The 15319-nt window shown below is 69.7% G+C and carries 15 protein-coding genes; 7 read left to right on the top strand and 8 right to left on the bottom strand.

Translation table 11 applies throughout. The features are described from left to right. A partial coding sequence (locus FOY91_RS17425; protein ID WP_162527267.1) for a FecR domain-containing protein occupies positions 1-2019 on the bottom strand: 2019 nt, incomplete at its 3' end. A 279-nt stretch (positions 2020-2298) separates the two neighbouring features. Between FOY91_RS17425 and FOY91_RS17430 the strand changes: the two genes are divergently transcribed. Both FOY91_RS17430 and FOY91_RS17435 read left to right on the top strand, forming a co-directional pair. Beyond that, on the top strand, positions 2299-3843 hold the full coding sequence (locus tag FOY91_RS17430) for a ShlB/FhaC/HecB family hemolysin secretion/activation protein (RefSeq protein WP_238995773.1): 1545 nt from the start codon (positions 2299-2301) through the stop codon (positions 3841-3843). 80 nt (positions 3844-3923) lie between these two features. Beyond that, complete coding sequence (locus tag FOY91_RS17435) at positions 3924-4754, top strand: GGDEF domain-containing protein (RefSeq protein ID WP_145154682.1); 831 nt, start codon at positions 3924-3926, stop codon at positions 4752-4754. On the opposite strand, the gene FOY91_RS17440 is transcribed toward FOY91_RS17435, so the two are convergent. The 4 genes from FOY91_RS17440 to FOY91_RS17455 form a co-directional block, all read right to left on the bottom strand. Continuing rightward, positions 4738-6594 (bottom strand): AI-2E family transporter, encoded by a 1857-nt coding sequence (locus tag FOY91_RS17440; RefSeq protein ID WP_145154684.1) that lies wholly within the window; start codon positions 6592-6594, stop codon positions 4738-4740. The two genes, FOY91_RS17435 and FOY91_RS17440, sit on opposite strands and share 17 nt — an antisense overlap. A 68-nt stretch (positions 6595-6662) precedes the next feature. Further along, entirely contained in the window at positions 6663-7295 is a 633-nt protein-coding gene (locus FOY91_RS17445) for a general stress protein (protein WP_145154686.1), read from the bottom strand. A gap of 23 nt (positions 7296-7318) precedes the next feature. Next, complete coding sequence (locus FOY91_RS17450) at positions 7319-7639, bottom strand: hypothetical protein (RefSeq protein ID WP_145154688.1); 321 nt, start codon at positions 7637-7639, stop codon at positions 7319-7321. Between the two features lie 34 nt (positions 7640-7673). Further along, the gene (locus tag FOY91_RS17455; protein ID WP_145154690.1) at positions 7674-7943 is read right to left on the bottom strand and encodes a GlsB/YeaQ/YmgE family stress response membrane protein; all 270 of its coding nucleotides are present in this window, start codon (positions 7941-7943) and stop codon (positions 7674-7676) included. A 172-nt stretch (positions 7944-8115) separates the two neighbouring features. On the opposite strand from FOY91_RS17455, the gene FOY91_RS17460 reads away from it, so the two are divergent. After that, positions 8116-9585, top strand: coding sequence for a helix-turn-helix transcriptional regulator (locus tag FOY91_RS17460; RefSeq protein ID WP_145154692.1), 1470 nt, complete (start codon positions 8116-8118; stop codon positions 9583-9585). A 21-nt stretch (positions 9586-9606) separates the two neighbouring features. Here FOY91_RS17460 and FOY91_RS17465 read toward each other — a convergent pair whose 3' ends face one another. Further along, a complete protein-coding gene (locus tag FOY91_RS17465; RefSeq protein WP_145154695.1) occupies positions 9607-10293 on the bottom strand; it encodes a Crp/Fnr family transcriptional regulator in 687 nt (228 codons plus the stop codon). Between the two features lie 178 nt (positions 10294-10471). On the opposite strand from FOY91_RS17465, the gene FOY91_RS17470 reads away from it, so the two are divergent. The 4 genes from FOY91_RS17470 to FOY91_RS17485 all read left to right on the top strand — a co-directional run bounded on the left by FOY91_RS17470 (position 10472) and on the right by FOY91_RS17485 (position 13888). Further along, positions 10472-11566, top strand: a complete 1095-nt coding sequence (locus FOY91_RS17470) for a sensor histidine kinase (RefSeq protein WP_145154697.1) — start codon at positions 10472-10474, stop codon at positions 11564-11566. Next, the gene (locus FOY91_RS17475) at positions 11563-12366 is read left to right on the top strand and encodes a LytR/AlgR family response regulator transcription factor (protein ID WP_145154699.1); all 804 of its coding nucleotides are present in this window, start codon (positions 11563-11565) and stop codon (positions 12364-12366) included. Before FOY91_RS17470 ends, FOY91_RS17475 begins: the two co-directional genes overlap by 4 nt. A 74-nt stretch (positions 12367-12440) precedes the next feature. Further along, positions 12441-13373, top strand: coding sequence for a GGDEF domain-containing protein (locus tag FOY91_RS17480; RefSeq protein ID WP_145154701.1), 933 nt, complete (start codon positions 12441-12443; stop codon positions 13371-13373). After that, a complete protein-coding gene (locus FOY91_RS17485) occupies positions 13370-13888 on the top strand; it encodes a GAF domain-containing protein (protein ID WP_145154703.1) in 519 nt (172 codons plus the stop codon). The genes FOY91_RS17480 and FOY91_RS17485 overlap by 4 nt, the downstream gene beginning before the upstream one ends. A 15-nt stretch (positions 13889-13903) precedes the next feature. On the opposite strand, the gene msrB is transcribed toward FOY91_RS17485, so the two are convergent. Both msrB and FOY91_RS17495 read right to left on the bottom strand, forming a co-directional pair. Beyond that, positions 13904-14407 carry a peptide-methionine (R)-S-oxide reductase MsrB gene (gene msrB / locus FOY91_RS17490; protein ID WP_145154705.1) on the bottom strand — a complete coding sequence of 168 codons (504 nt, stop codon included), beginning with the start codon at positions 14405-14407 and terminating at the stop codon, positions 13904-13906. A 61-nt stretch (positions 14408-14468) separates the two neighbouring features. Then, positions 14469-15319, bottom strand: an 851-nt coding sequence (locus FOY91_RS17495; protein ID WP_145154707.1) for an ABC transporter permease, incomplete at its 5' end; no start/stop codon positions are given.

Consider the following 15319-nt stretch of genomic DNA (forward strand, 5'->3'; position numbering starts at 1 on the left):
TGCCTTGGCGGCTGGGGGGGCGTTTTTTGCGTTGCCCCGGGCAAGCCCGTCCGCTTGTTTGGGGGCGTGGGCGGCGGCTTTGGCGGCGCCCTTGGGGTCTCGGCGGGCGCCTTCCGCCCCAGCACGGCCCCCCTCGTCGCCCTTTTTCTGATCGGCCCGGGCCAGTTCGTCCGCCACTCTGATTGCGTCCTGCGCCGCTTTCGCAGCGGCCGTACCGGCGGCATCCGTCAGCACCGCCGCCGCATCCTTGCCGAGATTTCCGGAAACGGACGCCGCATCGGACGCCGCCTTGGCTGCGGCACGGGCGGCGGCATCGGCCGCCCTGGCGGCATCCCGGGCCGCCTTTTCGTTGGCGCGGGCGATCTCCTCGGCCTGCCTGGCCGCCGCCTTCGAGGCGTCGTCAGCGGCCTTGGCGGCATCGCGTGCGGCCTTTTCGGCCATCGCCGCCTCGGCGCCACGGGCCGCGTTGGCGGCACCGGCGGTGGCGGCTTCGGCCTGCACCGCCGCGAGGGCGTTGGCCGCATCCTTCGCCACCCTGTCCGCGCGTGCCTGCGCGGCCGCTTCGGCGGCCTGCCGTGCGGCCTCGCTTGCCTGCGCGGCAGCGGCGCGCGCCGCCGCGGCGGCGGCCTGATCCGGCGAGGCGGCGGCGGCATCCGCCAACTGGATCGCCACCTGCGCCGCCGCTTCTGCCGCCGCATGCGCGACGTCCTTCGTCATCTGTTCGCTCGTCGCGGCGGCCGCAGTGGCCGCGGCGTTCGCAGCGACCTGCCGGGCCGCTGCCGCTGCACCGGCGGCGCTTTCGCTTGCGGTGGCGGCGGCGCTCTGCCGGGCGGCAGCCTGCTCGGCGGCGGCGGTCGAACTTGCGACCGATGCGGCAGCCTGCTGCGAGGCGGCCTCTGCTGCGACCCGGGTCGCAGCGATGCGATCCGCCTCCGCGGCAACCGTCGTCGCCGTACTCGCCGTGGATTGCTCGATCGCCTGTGTCGCGGCGGCGGCCGATGCCGTCTCGATGCCGACGATGACCGCGCGGGTCGCCTCGTTGGCGGTGCGCGATGCCTGCGCGACGCTGGCGAGCGCGACCGTCGCCGGCTCCGGCGCGACGACCGCGAGCGCCGCCATTGCCGGCGTGACGACCGCGGGCGTGGCGACGACGGCCACGGCACCGGGAGGTGCGGCCACGGCGGGGGCTGCGGCGTCGGCGACCCGCACCGAAGTCGCCACCGCGGCTGCCCCGACCTCGCCCGTCACCAGACCGGCCGTCGTTTCGGCGAGCGAGACCGGCTCCTCATAGATCGTCGCGACGACGGCACCGGCCGGCGTGGCCGTTTCCGCAGCGGGCGTTGCGGCGGCGACAGGCGTCTCCGCGGCCGGCGTCGATCCGCCCGCCGTACCGTCCGGGGCCGGTGCCGCCGGGGCCGGCGCGGGATCGGGCGTCGTTGCCGCCCTGGGCGAATCGATGATCCGCTCGATCCCGTTCGCCTGTACCCGCATCCGGCCGAGGCTGGCCGCATCGACCAGCGCCACGGTGCCCGGGGTCACGAGCTGGTGCGCGCCGCCGTCCACCGTCGCGACGTCGACCGCGCCTTCGAGCACCTTCACCGAAGCGCCCGTATCGGTAACGGCGACACTGAACGTCGTGCCCTTCACCACGGCCGCCAGATACGGCGTCTGCACGGCGAAATGGGGTGCCGCCCGCTTCTTGATCATGAAGACGACGTTGCCGAAATCCTCAATCAGCTGGGTGAGCGCCCCCGGCTTCTCGGCGACCGGCAGGCGGACCTGCGAGCCGGGCGCGATCATCAGATATTCCTCGCCGCGCGTCAGCACCGCCCGCCCGGCGGTGCCCGTCTTCACGATATCGCCGGACGCGAGCACCCCGCCACGCGACCCGACCCTGGCGACCCCGCCGCGCAGCACCTGCACCACCCCGCTCGCCTCGGTCATCGTCCACTCGGCCGTGGCCGCGCCGACCGCAGCCGGGCACGCCGTCGCCAGCAACAGGAACCAGAGAGTACGCATGGAGGGGCCTTTCGCGGATCGGAACATCCGAATTGGCTCATTCCCGTAAGCACAGCTTATGGCGCGGACCTTGCGCGACAGGGTGAACGCCGGGTTTACCTGAATAATCGGTTCAACCATTTGTAAACCCGTCCGCTTCTAGGCGGAGACATGCCCTCAGCCCCCCGTTCACGCCCCTTCCTCGCGCCTGTCGTCGTGCTTGCGACAGCCAGTCTCTGGCCCTCCGCAGGGATCGCCCAGTCCCCGCGATCCGCACTGGATCGAGCCGATCCGTCGATAGTGGTCAAAACCCTGCCGCCGGTGCCGTCCCGCCCGAATGTTCCCGCCACGACGTCGCCACCGCCGCAGGCGATCCGGGCGGACGTGACCGTGGGGCTGACGGCGCGCACGATCAGCGTCGGCGGAAACGAAACCCTCCCGGCCGCCGCTTTCACCGGGGCGACGGCACCATTCGTCGGGCGCCGCCTGAGCGCCGATGATCTGCGCGCGCTCGCCCGCGCCGTCGCCGACGTCGCCCGCCGGCAGGGCTATCTGTTCGCGACCGCCAGCATCGAGGCCCAGCCCGTCGCCGACGGCACGCTGCGGGTCACCCTGGACGAAGGCCGCATCGATGCCGTGCGGACGCTGGGGCCGAGGAATGCGGTCGTCGATCGTCTTCTCGCCACGCTCGTCTCGCCCCGCCCCGCCAGCCAGCCAGCGGTCGAGCGGGCGTTGCTGCTGGTCGGCGACGTGCCGGGCGTGCGGGTGGAGAGCAGCCGTTACGTGCGGGAGGACGGGTTCGGCATTCTGTTCGTGACGATCGCGCAGGATCGCGCCTTCGGCTACGTGCAGGTGGACAACCGGGGCAGCGACGAGGTGGGGCCGATCCGGTCGACCACCCTGCTCAACGTGCGCGGCGTGCTGACGGACGGCGACGAGATCGGCCTGATCGGCTTGCAGACCCCGGCGCAGCCGCGCGAGTTCGCCTTCATCGGCGGGCGCTACACGCTGCCGGTGGACAGCCGCGGCGGCACGCTGTCCCTCTCCGGTTCCTACGGCCGGTCGCATCCGGGGGCGGAACTGCGGGCGTTCGACGTGATCGGCCACAGCACCGATGCCGCCATCGCCCTTGCCCGTCCGCTTGTCCGCAGCCGGTCGCACAGCCTGTGGGTCGATGCGGCGGTGCGCTGGCTGAAGGTGGACCAGAGCCTGCGCGCCATCCCCTTGCGAAACGACGAGGTGACGAGCCTGACGGTGGGGCTGAACGGCAATAGCCGCCTTGCCGGCGGCGTGCTGCGCGGCGATCTCGACATCGTCGCCGGCCTGCCGCTGCCCGGCGTGACGCACGAGGGAGACCGGCTCACGTCACGGGCGGACGGCGATGCCCGCTTCGTCCTCGGCGTCCTGTCGCTGGACTGGACGCGGCCGATCGTCGGGCCCCTGAGCCTTCGCCTCGCATCGACCGGCCAGCTTGCCAGCCGCCCGCTCCTCGCCAGCCTGGAGATCGGCGCGGGTGGCCCGTCGTTCGGCCGCGCCTATGATTACAGCGAACGGACTGGCGACCGGGGCATTCTGGGATCTGCCGAGGTGCGGCTCGATGTCGCCGGAAAGGGCGACAGCTTTCTCAGCCGGATGCAGATCTTCGGCTTCGTCGACGGCGGCTATGTCGACAATCTGCGGCGGGGCACGGGCGGTGGCAGCCTGATCTCGGCCGGCGGGGGCGTGCGGATCGGCCGGGGCGTGGTCGATGGCGGCGTGGAGATCGCGGTGCCGCTGAACAGCGACCGCTTCGATACGGCAGACCGGCGGCCACGCATCTCCACACGTCTCTCCGCGAGATTCTGATCGCCATAACTTTGCCGCATCGATCTCCGAAACTTCTGGATGCCTGACGTCGTATTGGTCTGAAATCGGGAGTTTACTCAATGGTTTCCACCACGATCGAGGCCGGTCGGGAACGCGGCTTGATCGTCAGGCAGATTGGCGTGCTCGGCGTTGCAGTGGCAGCGTCGGTCAGCTCGCTCATGTTCGACTGGTGCCATCGGCTGTGCATGTTCCTGATGCCGTACCAGGCCTATGGGGCAGACGAATATGTCCTCGTCCTGCTCTTCCTCGCCCTGGGTTTACTGGCTGCCTTCGCCTTGCGCGAACGGCACCTCCGGCATCGGCTGATGGCGCAGGAGCTTGAGCGGCTGAAGGCGTGCGCCATCGCCCGCACCGATTATCTCACCGGCCTGCCCAACCGGCTGGCACTGGTCGAGCATGTCGATCTCGCCGACACCGCCCACGCGGCGCCGATGACGATCCTCCTGCTCGACCTCGACGGCTTCAAGAGCGTCAACGACACCTTCGGCCACGCCGCCGGCGACGAGGTGCTGCGGGTGGTGGCGACGCGGCTCGCGTCGCTGGACCATGAGGGTGGCTCGCTCACGGCCTTCCGGCTCGGCGGGGACGAGTTCGCCCTCGTTCGACAGGGGCCGGCGAAGCGGAACGAGCTGGAGGCTTTGGCCGCGTCGGTCCTCGCCAGCGTGGGGCGGCCGATTCCGCTGGGGTCGGCCTCGATCGACATCCGGGCATCGCTCGGGGTGGCATCGGCCGATGCCACCGGCACGGAACTGGGCAGCATGCTGCGCCGCGCGGATGCCGCCATGTTCACGGCCAAGCGCAGCCGCGCTGGAAGTTGCTTCGCCCGCGAGGGAAGCGGTGGCCCGCTGTCGCCCGCGCCGGCATCCAGGGCGTTCAGTCTGGCGGGCTGACCGCTCTCGCCGCATCGATCACCGCCGCGAGAGACGGGACCGGCGGCAACCCGCCCTCCTTCGTCTCGTCCTTGCGGACAAGGGCGCGCTGGACGCCGATCACGACCCGGACCGCCGGGAACTGCTGTTCGATCGACCGGACGACCGGCTTCATCCGACCGGCGGCCCGCGCATCGAACAGGCCCAGGATGCAGATCGTGTCGGCATCGCCGGGATCGAACGCCGTGCCGCCGCTGTCGCGCAGGCGATCGCGCGACTGCTCGCGCACGTCGCCGCCTGCCCGGCGGAGCAACTGCGCCGCCATCGCCGCGACGGCCGCATCCAGCGGGCCGGGGCCGGGAATACACACGAACGCGCGGCCGACGAGATCGGCGGGCTCCTCCACGCCATCCCCGGGCGGTACGATGGCGGACGCAACAGGCGCGACGTCGCGGTGATCGGCCAGCGCGGCCAGCATCTCCACCGTGGTTTCGCACACCGCGTGCATCGACGATCGCTCCACCGCGCCGCGATCCACATCCACCGCCGCCAGCCGCAGCCCCGGCAGCACCACCTCGTCGAAATAATCCGCCAGCTTCTGGCTCTCCAGCAGTTCCTCGGCCTGTTCGATGGCGGCATCCGGATGGCCGACCAGCGCGCGCTGGTAGAAGGTTTCCGCCGGTGTCAGCGCCGGCCGATCCCCGAGCATGATATCGAAGATGCTGAACGCCGGGATATGCCGGCCGAGCACCACCAGCATCAGCGTGAGCGGCATCGACAGGACGAGGCCCACCGGCCCCCAGATCCATGTCCAGAACAACGCCGCGACCACGACCGACACCGGCGAAAGCCCGGTCTGGTGGCCGTACAGCATCGGCTCGATCGCATAGCCGACCAGCGGCTCGACGATCAGGAACAGCAGGGCGACGTAGATCACCAGCCCCCAGCCCGGATCGATCGCCGCCGCCAGCGCGAGCGGCCCGACCGCCGCCACCACCGGCCCGACATACGGCACGAAGCGCAGCAGGCCGGCAAGGATGCCCCACAGGCCCGGCGACGGCACCCCGAGCAGGAACAGCCCGCCCCAGATTACCGCGCCGAACCCGCAGTTCACCACGAACTGCGACAGGAAATACCGGCTGAGCCGTTTCGCGCCGTCGTCCAGCGCGATCGTCGTACGGTGCAGGTCCGCCGTGCCCATCAGGCGGATCAGGCGATCGCGCAGATCCTCCTTCTGCAACAGGATGAAGATCGTGACGATGATGACGATCAACGCCGTTTCCACCGGCGCGAGCGCGGGGAGGATGATCGTGCGGATCTGCTCGATCGCGGTCGCGGGCGGCTCATGCACCTCGACCGGAATGGCGTTGGTCGTCTGGGACGACAGCTTGCGCTCACCCTGCCGACGCGCGAGGGCGGCGTCGCGATGGCCGCTGCCGCCCTCGCGGCTTTCGCGGATCAGGAAGCCCAGTCGATCCTGCACGCTGGCGCGGATGCTGGCCGCCTTGTCCGCGATCCGCTCCGCATAGGCGGGCGCGTCCTTGGTCAGCGTCGCGGCCTGGCTGACGATGACCGCCCCCGTGACGGCGATGCCGCCGAGCGCCAGCAGGACCGCGAGCAGGACCGACGGGAACCGCGGCAGCCGCGCACGGCGAAATCCCGATACGATCGGGGCGAGCAGGAACGAGAGCAGCACGGCCAGGATGATCGGGATGAGGACGGTGCGGCCGAAATAGAGCCAGCAGGCGACGATGGTGCCGATCAGCCACGGCACCAGCGGTTGCCAGCCCTGCCGGCCGCGCACGCGGAACACCGGGTCGGCCATCGGCACGCGAGGGTCGCGATCACGCGGGATCAGCATCGGTCACCTCGGCTTACCGGTCTGGAAAAACTAATGCAGCGGGCCGGGCGGCCCGCTGCACCATACGCTTACAACGTATTCGTGTTGTTCCGGTAGCGGTCACGTTCGGCCGCCACCTCGTCGGTCGTGAAGGCGGGCGCCTGCTCGTCGAACGACTGCCAGCCGCGCTCGCGATAGGCACTGCCGCGCGTCGTGGCATCGACCGAGCGGTTGCGTTCGAGCACTGCCTCCGCCTCGGCCACCAGCCCGTCGGCCACGCGCGCACTCACCAGCGTGCCGCCGCGGCGAACGCCTTCGGAATAGACATGCGCCTCCTCGTCGGTGTGGCCGGCCGTCTTCAGCGCGCCGACGATACTGCCCGTCGCCGCGCCCCCGGCAGCCCCGATGCCCGCGCCAACCGCCGTCGAGGCAAGCCAGCCGGCTGCCACGATCGGACCGAGGCCCGGGATCGCCAGCAGGCCCAGCCCGGCGAGCAGCCCGCCGACGCCGCCCAGCACCGCGCCGGTCGAAACGCCACGGCTCACGTCGCCACGGTCGTTCACGTCATCGAGATCGGCGGTGCCGTCGCTGTCGTGCGCTTTGTCGGCGTTGCTGGCGATGATGCTCAGGTCGTCATGCGGAACGCCGATCCGCTCCAGCTCGCGCACGGCGGTGGCCGCGTCGGAATAGTCGTCGAACAGGCGTGTGATTGTCTTGGCCATCGTCTCTCTCCTGCAAAGCGGGTTCAGCGCGTCGTGACGTTGCCCTTGAAGTCGAGGCCGACGCTCACCGTCCTGCCCGCCTTCGTGGCGGTGCCGCGCCACACGCCGTCCTTGTCCTTGGCCAGCGCCGAGACATTGGCGTAGCCGGCCTTGGCGATGCGGCCCTGCGCCTGCGCCTGCGTGAACGAATTGGCGCCTTCGGCCGGCGTCGCGACATGGCCGACGTGGCTTTCCTTGACGGCGGGGTTGTGCGCGGCGGCGCCCTGCATGGCGCTCTGCGTGGCCGCCTGCGCCCCGCCGGTCGCCAGCGTGGCGAGGGCGGCGGCGATGAGAATGGTCTTCATGACATGATCCTTTCGGGGAAAAGCCGGTCCGCGCTCAGCGCACCGAGCCGCGACGCACGAGGTTGACGATGGCGAGCAGGATGACCGCGCCGATCAGCGAGACGATGATCGACTGGAAGCTGATCGCCCCGCTGGTGATCGGCACGCCACCGATGAGCGGCGTCACGATGAAGCCCGCGAGCAACGCGCCGACGATGCCGACGACGATGTTGAGGAAGATGCCCTGCTGTGCGTCGGTACGCATGATCATGCTGGCAAGCCAGCCGATGATGCCGCCTACGACGAGAAGGATGATGATGCCCATTGAGTGTCTCCTGATCGCCGGATTGGTGATGCAGCTTCAACCGACCGGTGCGGGCAATGTTCAGAAACACGGATTGCCGATCTTTTGCCGATTGGTGCGCCGACACTATCTGAATTGGTGTTTTCTGCGCGGGCCTGCGGGAACCCCGTGGCTGGTCCCGCGCTGGAGACGGATGCGCCAGCCCCTCCCCAAGCCCACGCTCCACCATCTCGAACAGTTGATGGACAGCCTGCTTGCCGGCGTGATCCTGATGGACCCGGCCGGCGTGATCCTCAGCGCCAATCCCGCCGCGCTGAAGATGCACGGGATCGACCGGGTGGAGGATCTGGGCGCCACCGCCGACGATTATGCCGCGCGTTTCTCCCTCCGCTACCGCAACCATCACCGCCTCACCCGCCGGGAATATCCGCTGGTGCGCCTGCTCGCCGGCGAGAATTTCGCCGACCTGATCGTCGAGGTCGCCCCGCTCGACAGCACCGAGCCGCGCTGGGTGCATCAGGTACGCGACGTGACGATGGACGAGGATGGCGGCGAGCCGGACTGTCTGGCGCTGGTGATCCACGACGTGTCCGAACAGTTCGACGCCGAGGACCGCTTCGAGGCGATGTTCCAGGCCAACCCCGCCCCGGCGCTGATCCTGCGCGTGTCGGACCAGCGTTACATCCGGGCCAATCGCGGTTTCCTCGATCTCAGCGGCTACACCCAGCACGGCCTGATCGGCAAAAGCCTGTTCGATCTGGACCTGCTCGCCGGGGTCGAGCGGCGGGACTATGTGAAGGAGCGCATCGCCGCCGGACAGACGGTGCCGCAGCTGGAGGCGGAACTGCCGCTGGCCGGCGGCGATACCAAGCTGGTCATCCTCGCCGGGCAGCGGATCGAGGTGGCCGACGAACGCTGCCTGCTGTTCACCTTCGCCGACCTGGAACCCCGCCGCCGCGCCGAAACCGCGCTGCAGGCGAGCGAGCAGCATTTTGCGACCGTGTTCGAGATGGCGCCGGTGGCGATGGTCGTCACCGAACAGGCCGACCACCGCATCCTGAACGCCAACGAGGCCTTCCGCCGGATGACCGACCATCCGCGCCACCGGCTGATCGGCCGTGTCGCCGACGACCTCCAGCTATGGAACGACGCCGCGCAGCGACGCGGGCTGGAGGCGGAAATCGCCGCGCGCGGCGGCTTTCGCTGCCACGACGTGCGCGTGCTGCACAAGGACGGGCAGGCGATCGAATGCCTCGTCTCGGCCGAGGGGATCAGCCTGCACGGCGACCATTGCGTGCTGTGGCTGTATCAGGACATCACCGCGCGCCGCCACAGCGAGGTGGAGCTCGTCGAGGCGATCGAGGCGGTGATGAAGGATGCCAACTGGCTCAGCCGCTCGATCATGGACAAGCTGGCGACCCTGCGCGATCCCGGCAAGCGCACGGGCGATGCACCGCCCCCGGCCGATCTCAGCCCGCGCGAACGCGAGGTGCTCGAGCTGATCTGCACCGGGATGGACGACAAGGCGATCGCCGAGCGGCTCGGCCTGTCGCGCAACACCGTGCGCAACCATGTCTCCCGGCTGTACGGGCGGATCGGCGTCAACCGGCGCAGCGCCGCCGTGGTCTGGGCGCGCGAGCGTGGTATCGGCGGATCGGCCTGAGGCGCGGGCCGGGCGCGGCGCTCAGTCGCCCTGCTCAGCGATCTGGGCGAGATAGTCGTCGTCGATGATGCGGATCTTGCCGTGGGCCAGTTCGATCACCCCCGCCTCGGACCATGAGGCGAGTTGGCGGTTGATGTTCTCCCGGCTCATGCCGACGAAATTGCCGAGTTCGCCCTGGCTCAGGTCGCCCGCCAGCTTGTGCCCGGCGGTCTTCTGGTCGGTCAGCCGCTTGAGGAAGCGGGCGAGGCGCGGGCCGGCGGCGAAGGCGCGGTCGCTTTCGATCGTCGTGTCGGTTTCGCGCAGGCGACGGGCCATGTCGCGCAGCATCGCCAGTGCCACCTTGGGGTGCCGCTCGATGAAGGCCTCGGTCGCGGTGCGGGTGATCTTCAGGTAGCGCCCGGCATAGACCGCGGTGGCCGAGGCGGTGCGCGGCTGCCCGTCCAGCATGGCGATCTCGCCCAGCACTGATCCGGGCTCGGCATAGTCGAGCACGATCTCGTGGCCGTTCGGCGCGATCATGCTGATCCGCACCGTGCCCGCCAGGATCACCACGATGGCGTTGCCCTCGTCTCCCTGCGCCAGGATCTCCTCGCCGCTCTTCATCTTGCAGACGGCGGACACGGCGAGCAGCTCGCCCAGCTCGTCGGGCGTGCAGACGGACAGGATCGACTTGGGTGTCAGCAGTCCGAGAAGTTCTTCGGCGGTCATCACGGATATCCCCATCGGCGACGGCGGAGCGATCTGCCCCCGGCCGCCATCTCGCCAGCCAGCATACCCTCAAGCGGGCGGCGGGCGCGACGATTCTCTCCGGGCCTCGCCAGCCGGCGCCGCGCGGCCTGCAGCGTTGCGCTTCATCCGCGCGCGCCTTTCCGCTAGAGCCGGTGGCATGGCGATGTTCGGCAAGAATGCGAAACCCTTTTTCGAGGACAAGAACCGGGCGTTCTGGCTGCTCCAGTCGGCCGGCTGGGCGGGCTATTTCGTGCTGCGGTCGCTCGGCGGACTCGCCAATGCGATGGGCCTGCTGTTCATCGTGCCGACGGCGCTTTCCACCGCCACCGGCTATTCGCTGACGCTGCTGATGGCGGCGATCTTCCGCCGGCTGATCCACCGCGCGCCGTTGCTCACGTGGGGCGGCTCGATCGTGATCCTCATCCTCGCCTCGGGCGCCTTCTCCACCATCGAGGTGTGGAGCCACGCGACCTTCTACCGCCCCGGCGCGATGCCCTCGGGCGTCGAGTTCCTCGGCGCGATCCTGCTCGATTTCGCGGTGCTGGCGGCGTGGGCGGGGCTGTATTACGGCATCAATTTCTATCTGCTGCTGGAGGAGCAGGCCGATCAGCTGATCCGGCTGGAGCATCAGGCGTCCTCCGCGCAGCTCGCCATGCTGCGCTATCAGCTCAATCCGCATTTCTTGTTCAACACGCTCAATTCCATCTCCACGCTGGTGCTGCTCAAGCAGACCGACCGGGCGAACGCGATGCTGTCGCGGCTCTCCTCCTTTCTCCGTTACACGCTCGTTAATGAGCCATCGGGTCAGGTGACGCTGGCGCAGGAGGTCGAGACGCTGAAACTGTATCTGGAGATCGAGAAGATGCGCTTCGAGGACCGGCTGAAACCGCGCTTCGAGGTGGACCCGGCCGTCGCGGCGGCGCGGCTGCCCTCGCTGCTGCTGCAACCCCTGGTGGAGAACGCGATCAAATACGCCGTGACCCCGCAGGAGGAAGGCGCCGAGATCGTCGTCGAGGCGCGGCTGGCCGGGGAGCGGGTGCAGATCACCGTTTCGGACAGCGGGCCGGGGTTGAACGAGGGCGTGCAGAGGTCCACCTCATCCACGGGCGTGGGCCTCGCGAACATCCGCGAGCGACTGGCACAGGCCTATGGCGGCGACCAGCGGTTCGAGATCCAGTCGAATCGTGGGGGCGGGTTCGGCGTCATCATCGAAATACCTTTCCAGACCGAAGAGGCCAGGGAGCCCGCATGACCATCCGTACCATCCTCGTCGACGACGAGTCGCTCGCGATCCAGGGATTGCAGCTCCGGCTCGAACCGCATGAGGACGTGGAGATTATCGAGACGTGCTCGAACGGCCGCGAGGCCATCCGCGCGATCAAGACGCACAAGCCCGATCTCGTCTTCCTCGACATCCAGATGCCCGGCTTCGACGGTTTTTCCGTCGTGCAGGGGCTGATGGAGGTGGAGCCGCCGCTGATCGTGTTCGTCACCGCCTACATGGATCACGCCGTCCGCGCCTTTCAGGCCGATGCGCTCGATTACCTGATGAAGCCGGTGGAGCCGGAGCGGCTTGCCGAGACGCTCGACCGCGTGCGCCAGCGCCTCGCCGAGAAGCGCGGCATGGAGGAGGCCGGGCGGCTGAAGGAGGCGCTGGCCGAACATGCCCCCGAAGCGGCCGAGGCGATGCCCGACGGTGCTGGCGACGCGCCCGCCTCCAACCGCTTCGAGAAGCTCATCAACATCAAGGACCGCGGCCAGATCTTCCGGGTGGACGTGGATACGATCGAGCGGATCGACGCCGCCGGCGATTACATGTGCATCTACACCGGCGACAACACGCTGATCCTGCGCGAGACGATGAAGGATCTGGAGAAGCGGCTCGATCCGCGCCGGTTCCAGCGCGTTCACCGCTCCACCATCGTCAACCTCGATCTGGTGAAGCAGGTGAAGCCGCATACCAACGGCGAATGTTTCCTCGTGCTCGATTCGGGCGCGCAGGTGAAGGTGAGCCGCAGCTATCGCGACGTGGTGGCGCGCTTCGTCCATTGAGACATATTGCTTAGGCTTTCCGCAACCATCTCGCGCTATCCCACGGTTCCCGAAACGATAGCGCGGATGTCCCGATGGCGATCATGCCCCGCCGCCGTCCGGCGGACTATCTCGATTCCCTGATCGCGCGGGCGGCCGTGCTGTCCCGCGCCGAGGCGTGGGGCTGGTCGCTCGGCCTGTTCGTGCCGCTGGCCTTCGCCGACTGGGCGACCGGCCGGCAATGTTCGCTCAACGGCTTCTATATCCTGCCGATCTGCCTGGCGGCATGGGCGCTGGGCACGCGGCGCGGTCTGTTCGTCGGTGCGCTCTATGCGGTCGTCACGCTGACGTTCAATGGCTTCGGCGACGGTTTCTCGATCGCGGCGACGCACGTTCCCTCCGGCATCGCGGCGTGGAACGCGTTCATGCGGATCTTCTGGGTGGCGGTGGTGGTGATGCTGGTGGCCGGCTTCCGTCGCTCCTACGATCTCCAGCGCCACCGCGCGCGGACCGACGACCTGACCGGCGCGCTGACCCGGCAGGCGTTCGACGATCACCTCGCCCGGATGATCGGGGCGAGCGCGCGGCGCAATGCCTCGCTGCTGCTGGTCTATTCCGATCTCGACGGGTTCAAGGGCGTGAACGACGCCCACGGCCATGCCGCCGGCGACGAGGTGCTGGTGGCGTTCGCCGAGGCGGCCGGCACCGCGCTGCGCAGCCGCGACGTGCTGGCGCGGATGGGCGGCGACGAATTCGTGATGCTGCTCGGCGTGGAGCCGGGTGACGACGGCTATGGCGCGGCCGAGCGGTTGCACCGTCAGGTCGGCGCGGCGATGGCGAAGCTCGCCTATCCGGTCACGGCCAGCATGGGCGCGGTGATCGTGCGACGGCCGCAGGCGGGCGATGCCCCGGCCTTCATGGAACGGGCGGACGAACTGATGTTCGAGGTGAAGAAGGCGGGGCGCAACGCGCTGCGCATCGCGCTGGTCGATCGCGTGGGCGGGCCGGCGTGGCGGGAGGCGGCATGAAGGAACGACTGACATTCTTCTCACCCCCGCCGCTGCCGGCGGACGAGGACGCACGGCAGGCGGCGGTGGATGCGCTGCCGCTGGCACGCGCGGCGGGCGATCCGCGGCTGGCGGCGATCGTGGCGGAGGCGGCGGCGCTGTTCGGCCTCGATGCGGCGGTGATCTCGATCATCGACGGTGATCGCCAGCGGTGGGTGGTGCGCCACGGCGTGGGGGAGGAAGGCACGCCGCGCGCGATATCGTTCTGCGGCCATGCGCTGCTGACGCCGGACAAGGTATTCACGGTGCCGGATGCGCGGGCGGACCGTCGCTTCGCCGGCAACCCGCTCGTCACCGGCGCGCCCCGGCTGCGATTCTATGCCGGCGCGCCGCTGGTGCAGGACGGGGCCGCGCTGGGCGCGCTGTGCGTGATCGATCAGGCGCCGCACAAGGTCAGCGACGCGCAGCGCGCCGAACTGGCGCGGCTGGCGGCGGAAGCGGTGGCGATCCTCAGCGAGCCATCGCCGGCCGGCTGATGATCGCCGGCAGGCTCAGGCCTTGCCGGGGGTGAAGCGCATCGCCACCCCGTTCATGCAGTACCGCTTGCCGGTCGGCTTCGGCCCGTCGTCGAAGACATGGCCCAGATGCCCGCCGCAGCGCGCGCAATGTACCTCGGTGCGGCTCATCCCCAGCGTGCTGTCGGTGGTGGTGCCCACGGCGGTCGGCAGCGGCTGCCAGAAGCTGGGCCAGCCGGTGCCGCTGTCGAACTTGGTCTTTGACGAGAACAGGGGTTGCGCGCAGCCGGCGCACGAGAAGATGCCGGCACGATGCTCGTTGAGCAGCTTGCTCGATCCCGGTGTCTCGGTCGCCTCGTGGCGCAGCACGGCATAGGTGTCGCCGGTGCCCAGCTTCTTGCGCCATTCGGCGTCGGTCAGCGTGACCGGGAACGTGCCCGGCGCGGCGCTGGCCGGCCCGCTGATGCCCCAGCCGGCGAGAATGGCGACGCTCGCCCCGCCCAGCCCGATCCCGATCATGTCGCGTCGCGTGCAGCCCATCGTCGCTCTCCCGCCTTGTCCCGTTTCCGATACCAGATACGGCTTGGCGGCGTCGCGGGTTTCAGCGTGCCCGGCGGAAAAGTCGCCGGCGCGGCCCACCCGACTTCAGCACCGACTTGCGGAAGCGCCCGGCCGCCACGCGGATGATGAGCGCCACCCATGCCGCCTGCCACAGCATCGCCAGCGCGTGCGGCCACAGGGCGGCCGATTGCGCCGCCCCCGCGATCATCGCGAAGGGCGAGCTCCACGGAAACACCATCGCCGTGATCGCCAGCGCCCCGCCCGCCTTGCCGACCGCCGAGGAGGCGAGCGCGACCACGCCCATCTGCGCCATCGTGACGGGCATCGACAGCGTCTGCACCTCGCGCACGGTGCTGGCCTGCGCACCGATGCCGAGGAACAGCGCCCCCAGCAACAGATAGCACAGGATGAAATAGCCGGTGCCGAGCAGCAGGAACGCAGGCCAGCCCACGGCCGGCGGCGGCAGCGCGGCGGCGGCCTGCGGGGCGAGCGTGAACACCACCAGCCCGGCCGTGCCGCCCCAGATGGCGATGCCGGTCAACGACATCGCCAGCATCGCCATCAGCTTGCCGATGAAGATCGCATCCACCGGCACGGCGGCCGCCAGCACCTCGATCACCTTGTTCGATTTCTCCTCGATCAGGTTCGACAGCAGCATGCCGGCGAGGATCATCGTCAGCAGCATCAGCAGCAACTGGCCCATGCGGGCGGTGAGCGTGCGCGCGGCGGTGTCGTCGCCCGCCGCCTGCCCCACCGCCTGCGCCATCAGCGCCACCGGCGGCGGCGCGGCCGTGCCCAGCGCGCGGTGCTGGCGCGCCTCGTCGAGGATCAGCGCCACCACGCCGCCGTTGCCGACGATCTGCCCGCGCGGGCCGACGAGCAGCGGCCGAT

Origin of the sequence: Alterirhizorhabdus solaris (assembly GCF_007785815.1) — a bacterium.
Taxonomy (GTDB): domain Bacteria; phylum Pseudomonadota; class Alphaproteobacteria; order Sphingomonadales; family Sphingomonadaceae; genus Alterirhizorhabdus; species Alterirhizorhabdus solaris.

Excerpts from the sequence above, each read along its gene's own strand:
- FOY91_RS17460 (WP_145154692.1), top strand. The coding sequence starts at position 8,116 with ATGCGCCAGCCCCTCCCCAAGCCCACGCTCCACCATCTCGAACAGTTG.
- FOY91_RS17480 (WP_145154701.1), top strand. The coding sequence starts at position 12,441 with ATGGCGATCATGCCCCGCCGCCGTCCGGCGGACTATCTCGATTCCCTG.
- FOY91_RS17470 (WP_145154697.1), top strand. The coding sequence starts at position 10,472 with ATGGCGATGTTCGGCAAGAATGCGAAACCCTTTTTCGAGGACAAGAAC.
- msrB (WP_145154705.1), bottom strand. The coding sequence starts at position 14,407 with ATGGGCTGCACGCGACGCGACATGATCGGGATCGGGCTGGGCGGGGCG.
- FOY91_RS17485 (WP_145154703.1), top strand. The coding sequence starts at position 13,370 with ATGAAGGAACGACTGACATTCTTCTCACCCCCGCCGCTGCCGGCGGAC.
- FOY91_RS17450 (WP_145154688.1), bottom strand. The coding sequence starts at position 7,639 with ATGAAGACCATTCTCATCGCCGCCGCCCTCGCCACGCTGGCGACCGGC.
- FOY91_RS17445 (WP_145154686.1), bottom strand. The coding sequence starts at position 7,295 with ATGGCCAAGACAATCACACGCCTGTTCGACGACTATTCCGACGCGGCC.
- FOY91_RS17440 (WP_145154684.1), bottom strand. The coding sequence starts at position 6,594 with ATGCTGATCCCGCGTGATCGCGACCCTCGCGTGCCGATGGCCGACCCG.
- FOY91_RS17475 (WP_145154699.1), top strand. The coding sequence starts at position 11,563 with ATGACCATCCGTACCATCCTCGTCGACGACGAGTCGCTCGCGATCCAG.
- FOY91_RS17435 (WP_145154682.1), top strand. The coding sequence starts at position 3,924 with ATGGTTTCCACCACGATCGAGGCCGGTCGGGAACGCGGCTTGATCGTC.
- FOY91_RS17465 (WP_145154695.1), bottom strand. The coding sequence starts at position 10,293 with ATGACCGCCGAAGAACTTCTCGGACTGCTGACACCCAAGTCGATCCTG.
- FOY91_RS17455 (WP_145154690.1), bottom strand. The coding sequence starts at position 7,943 with ATGGGCATCATCATCCTTCTCGTCGTAGGCGGCATCATCGGCTGGCTT.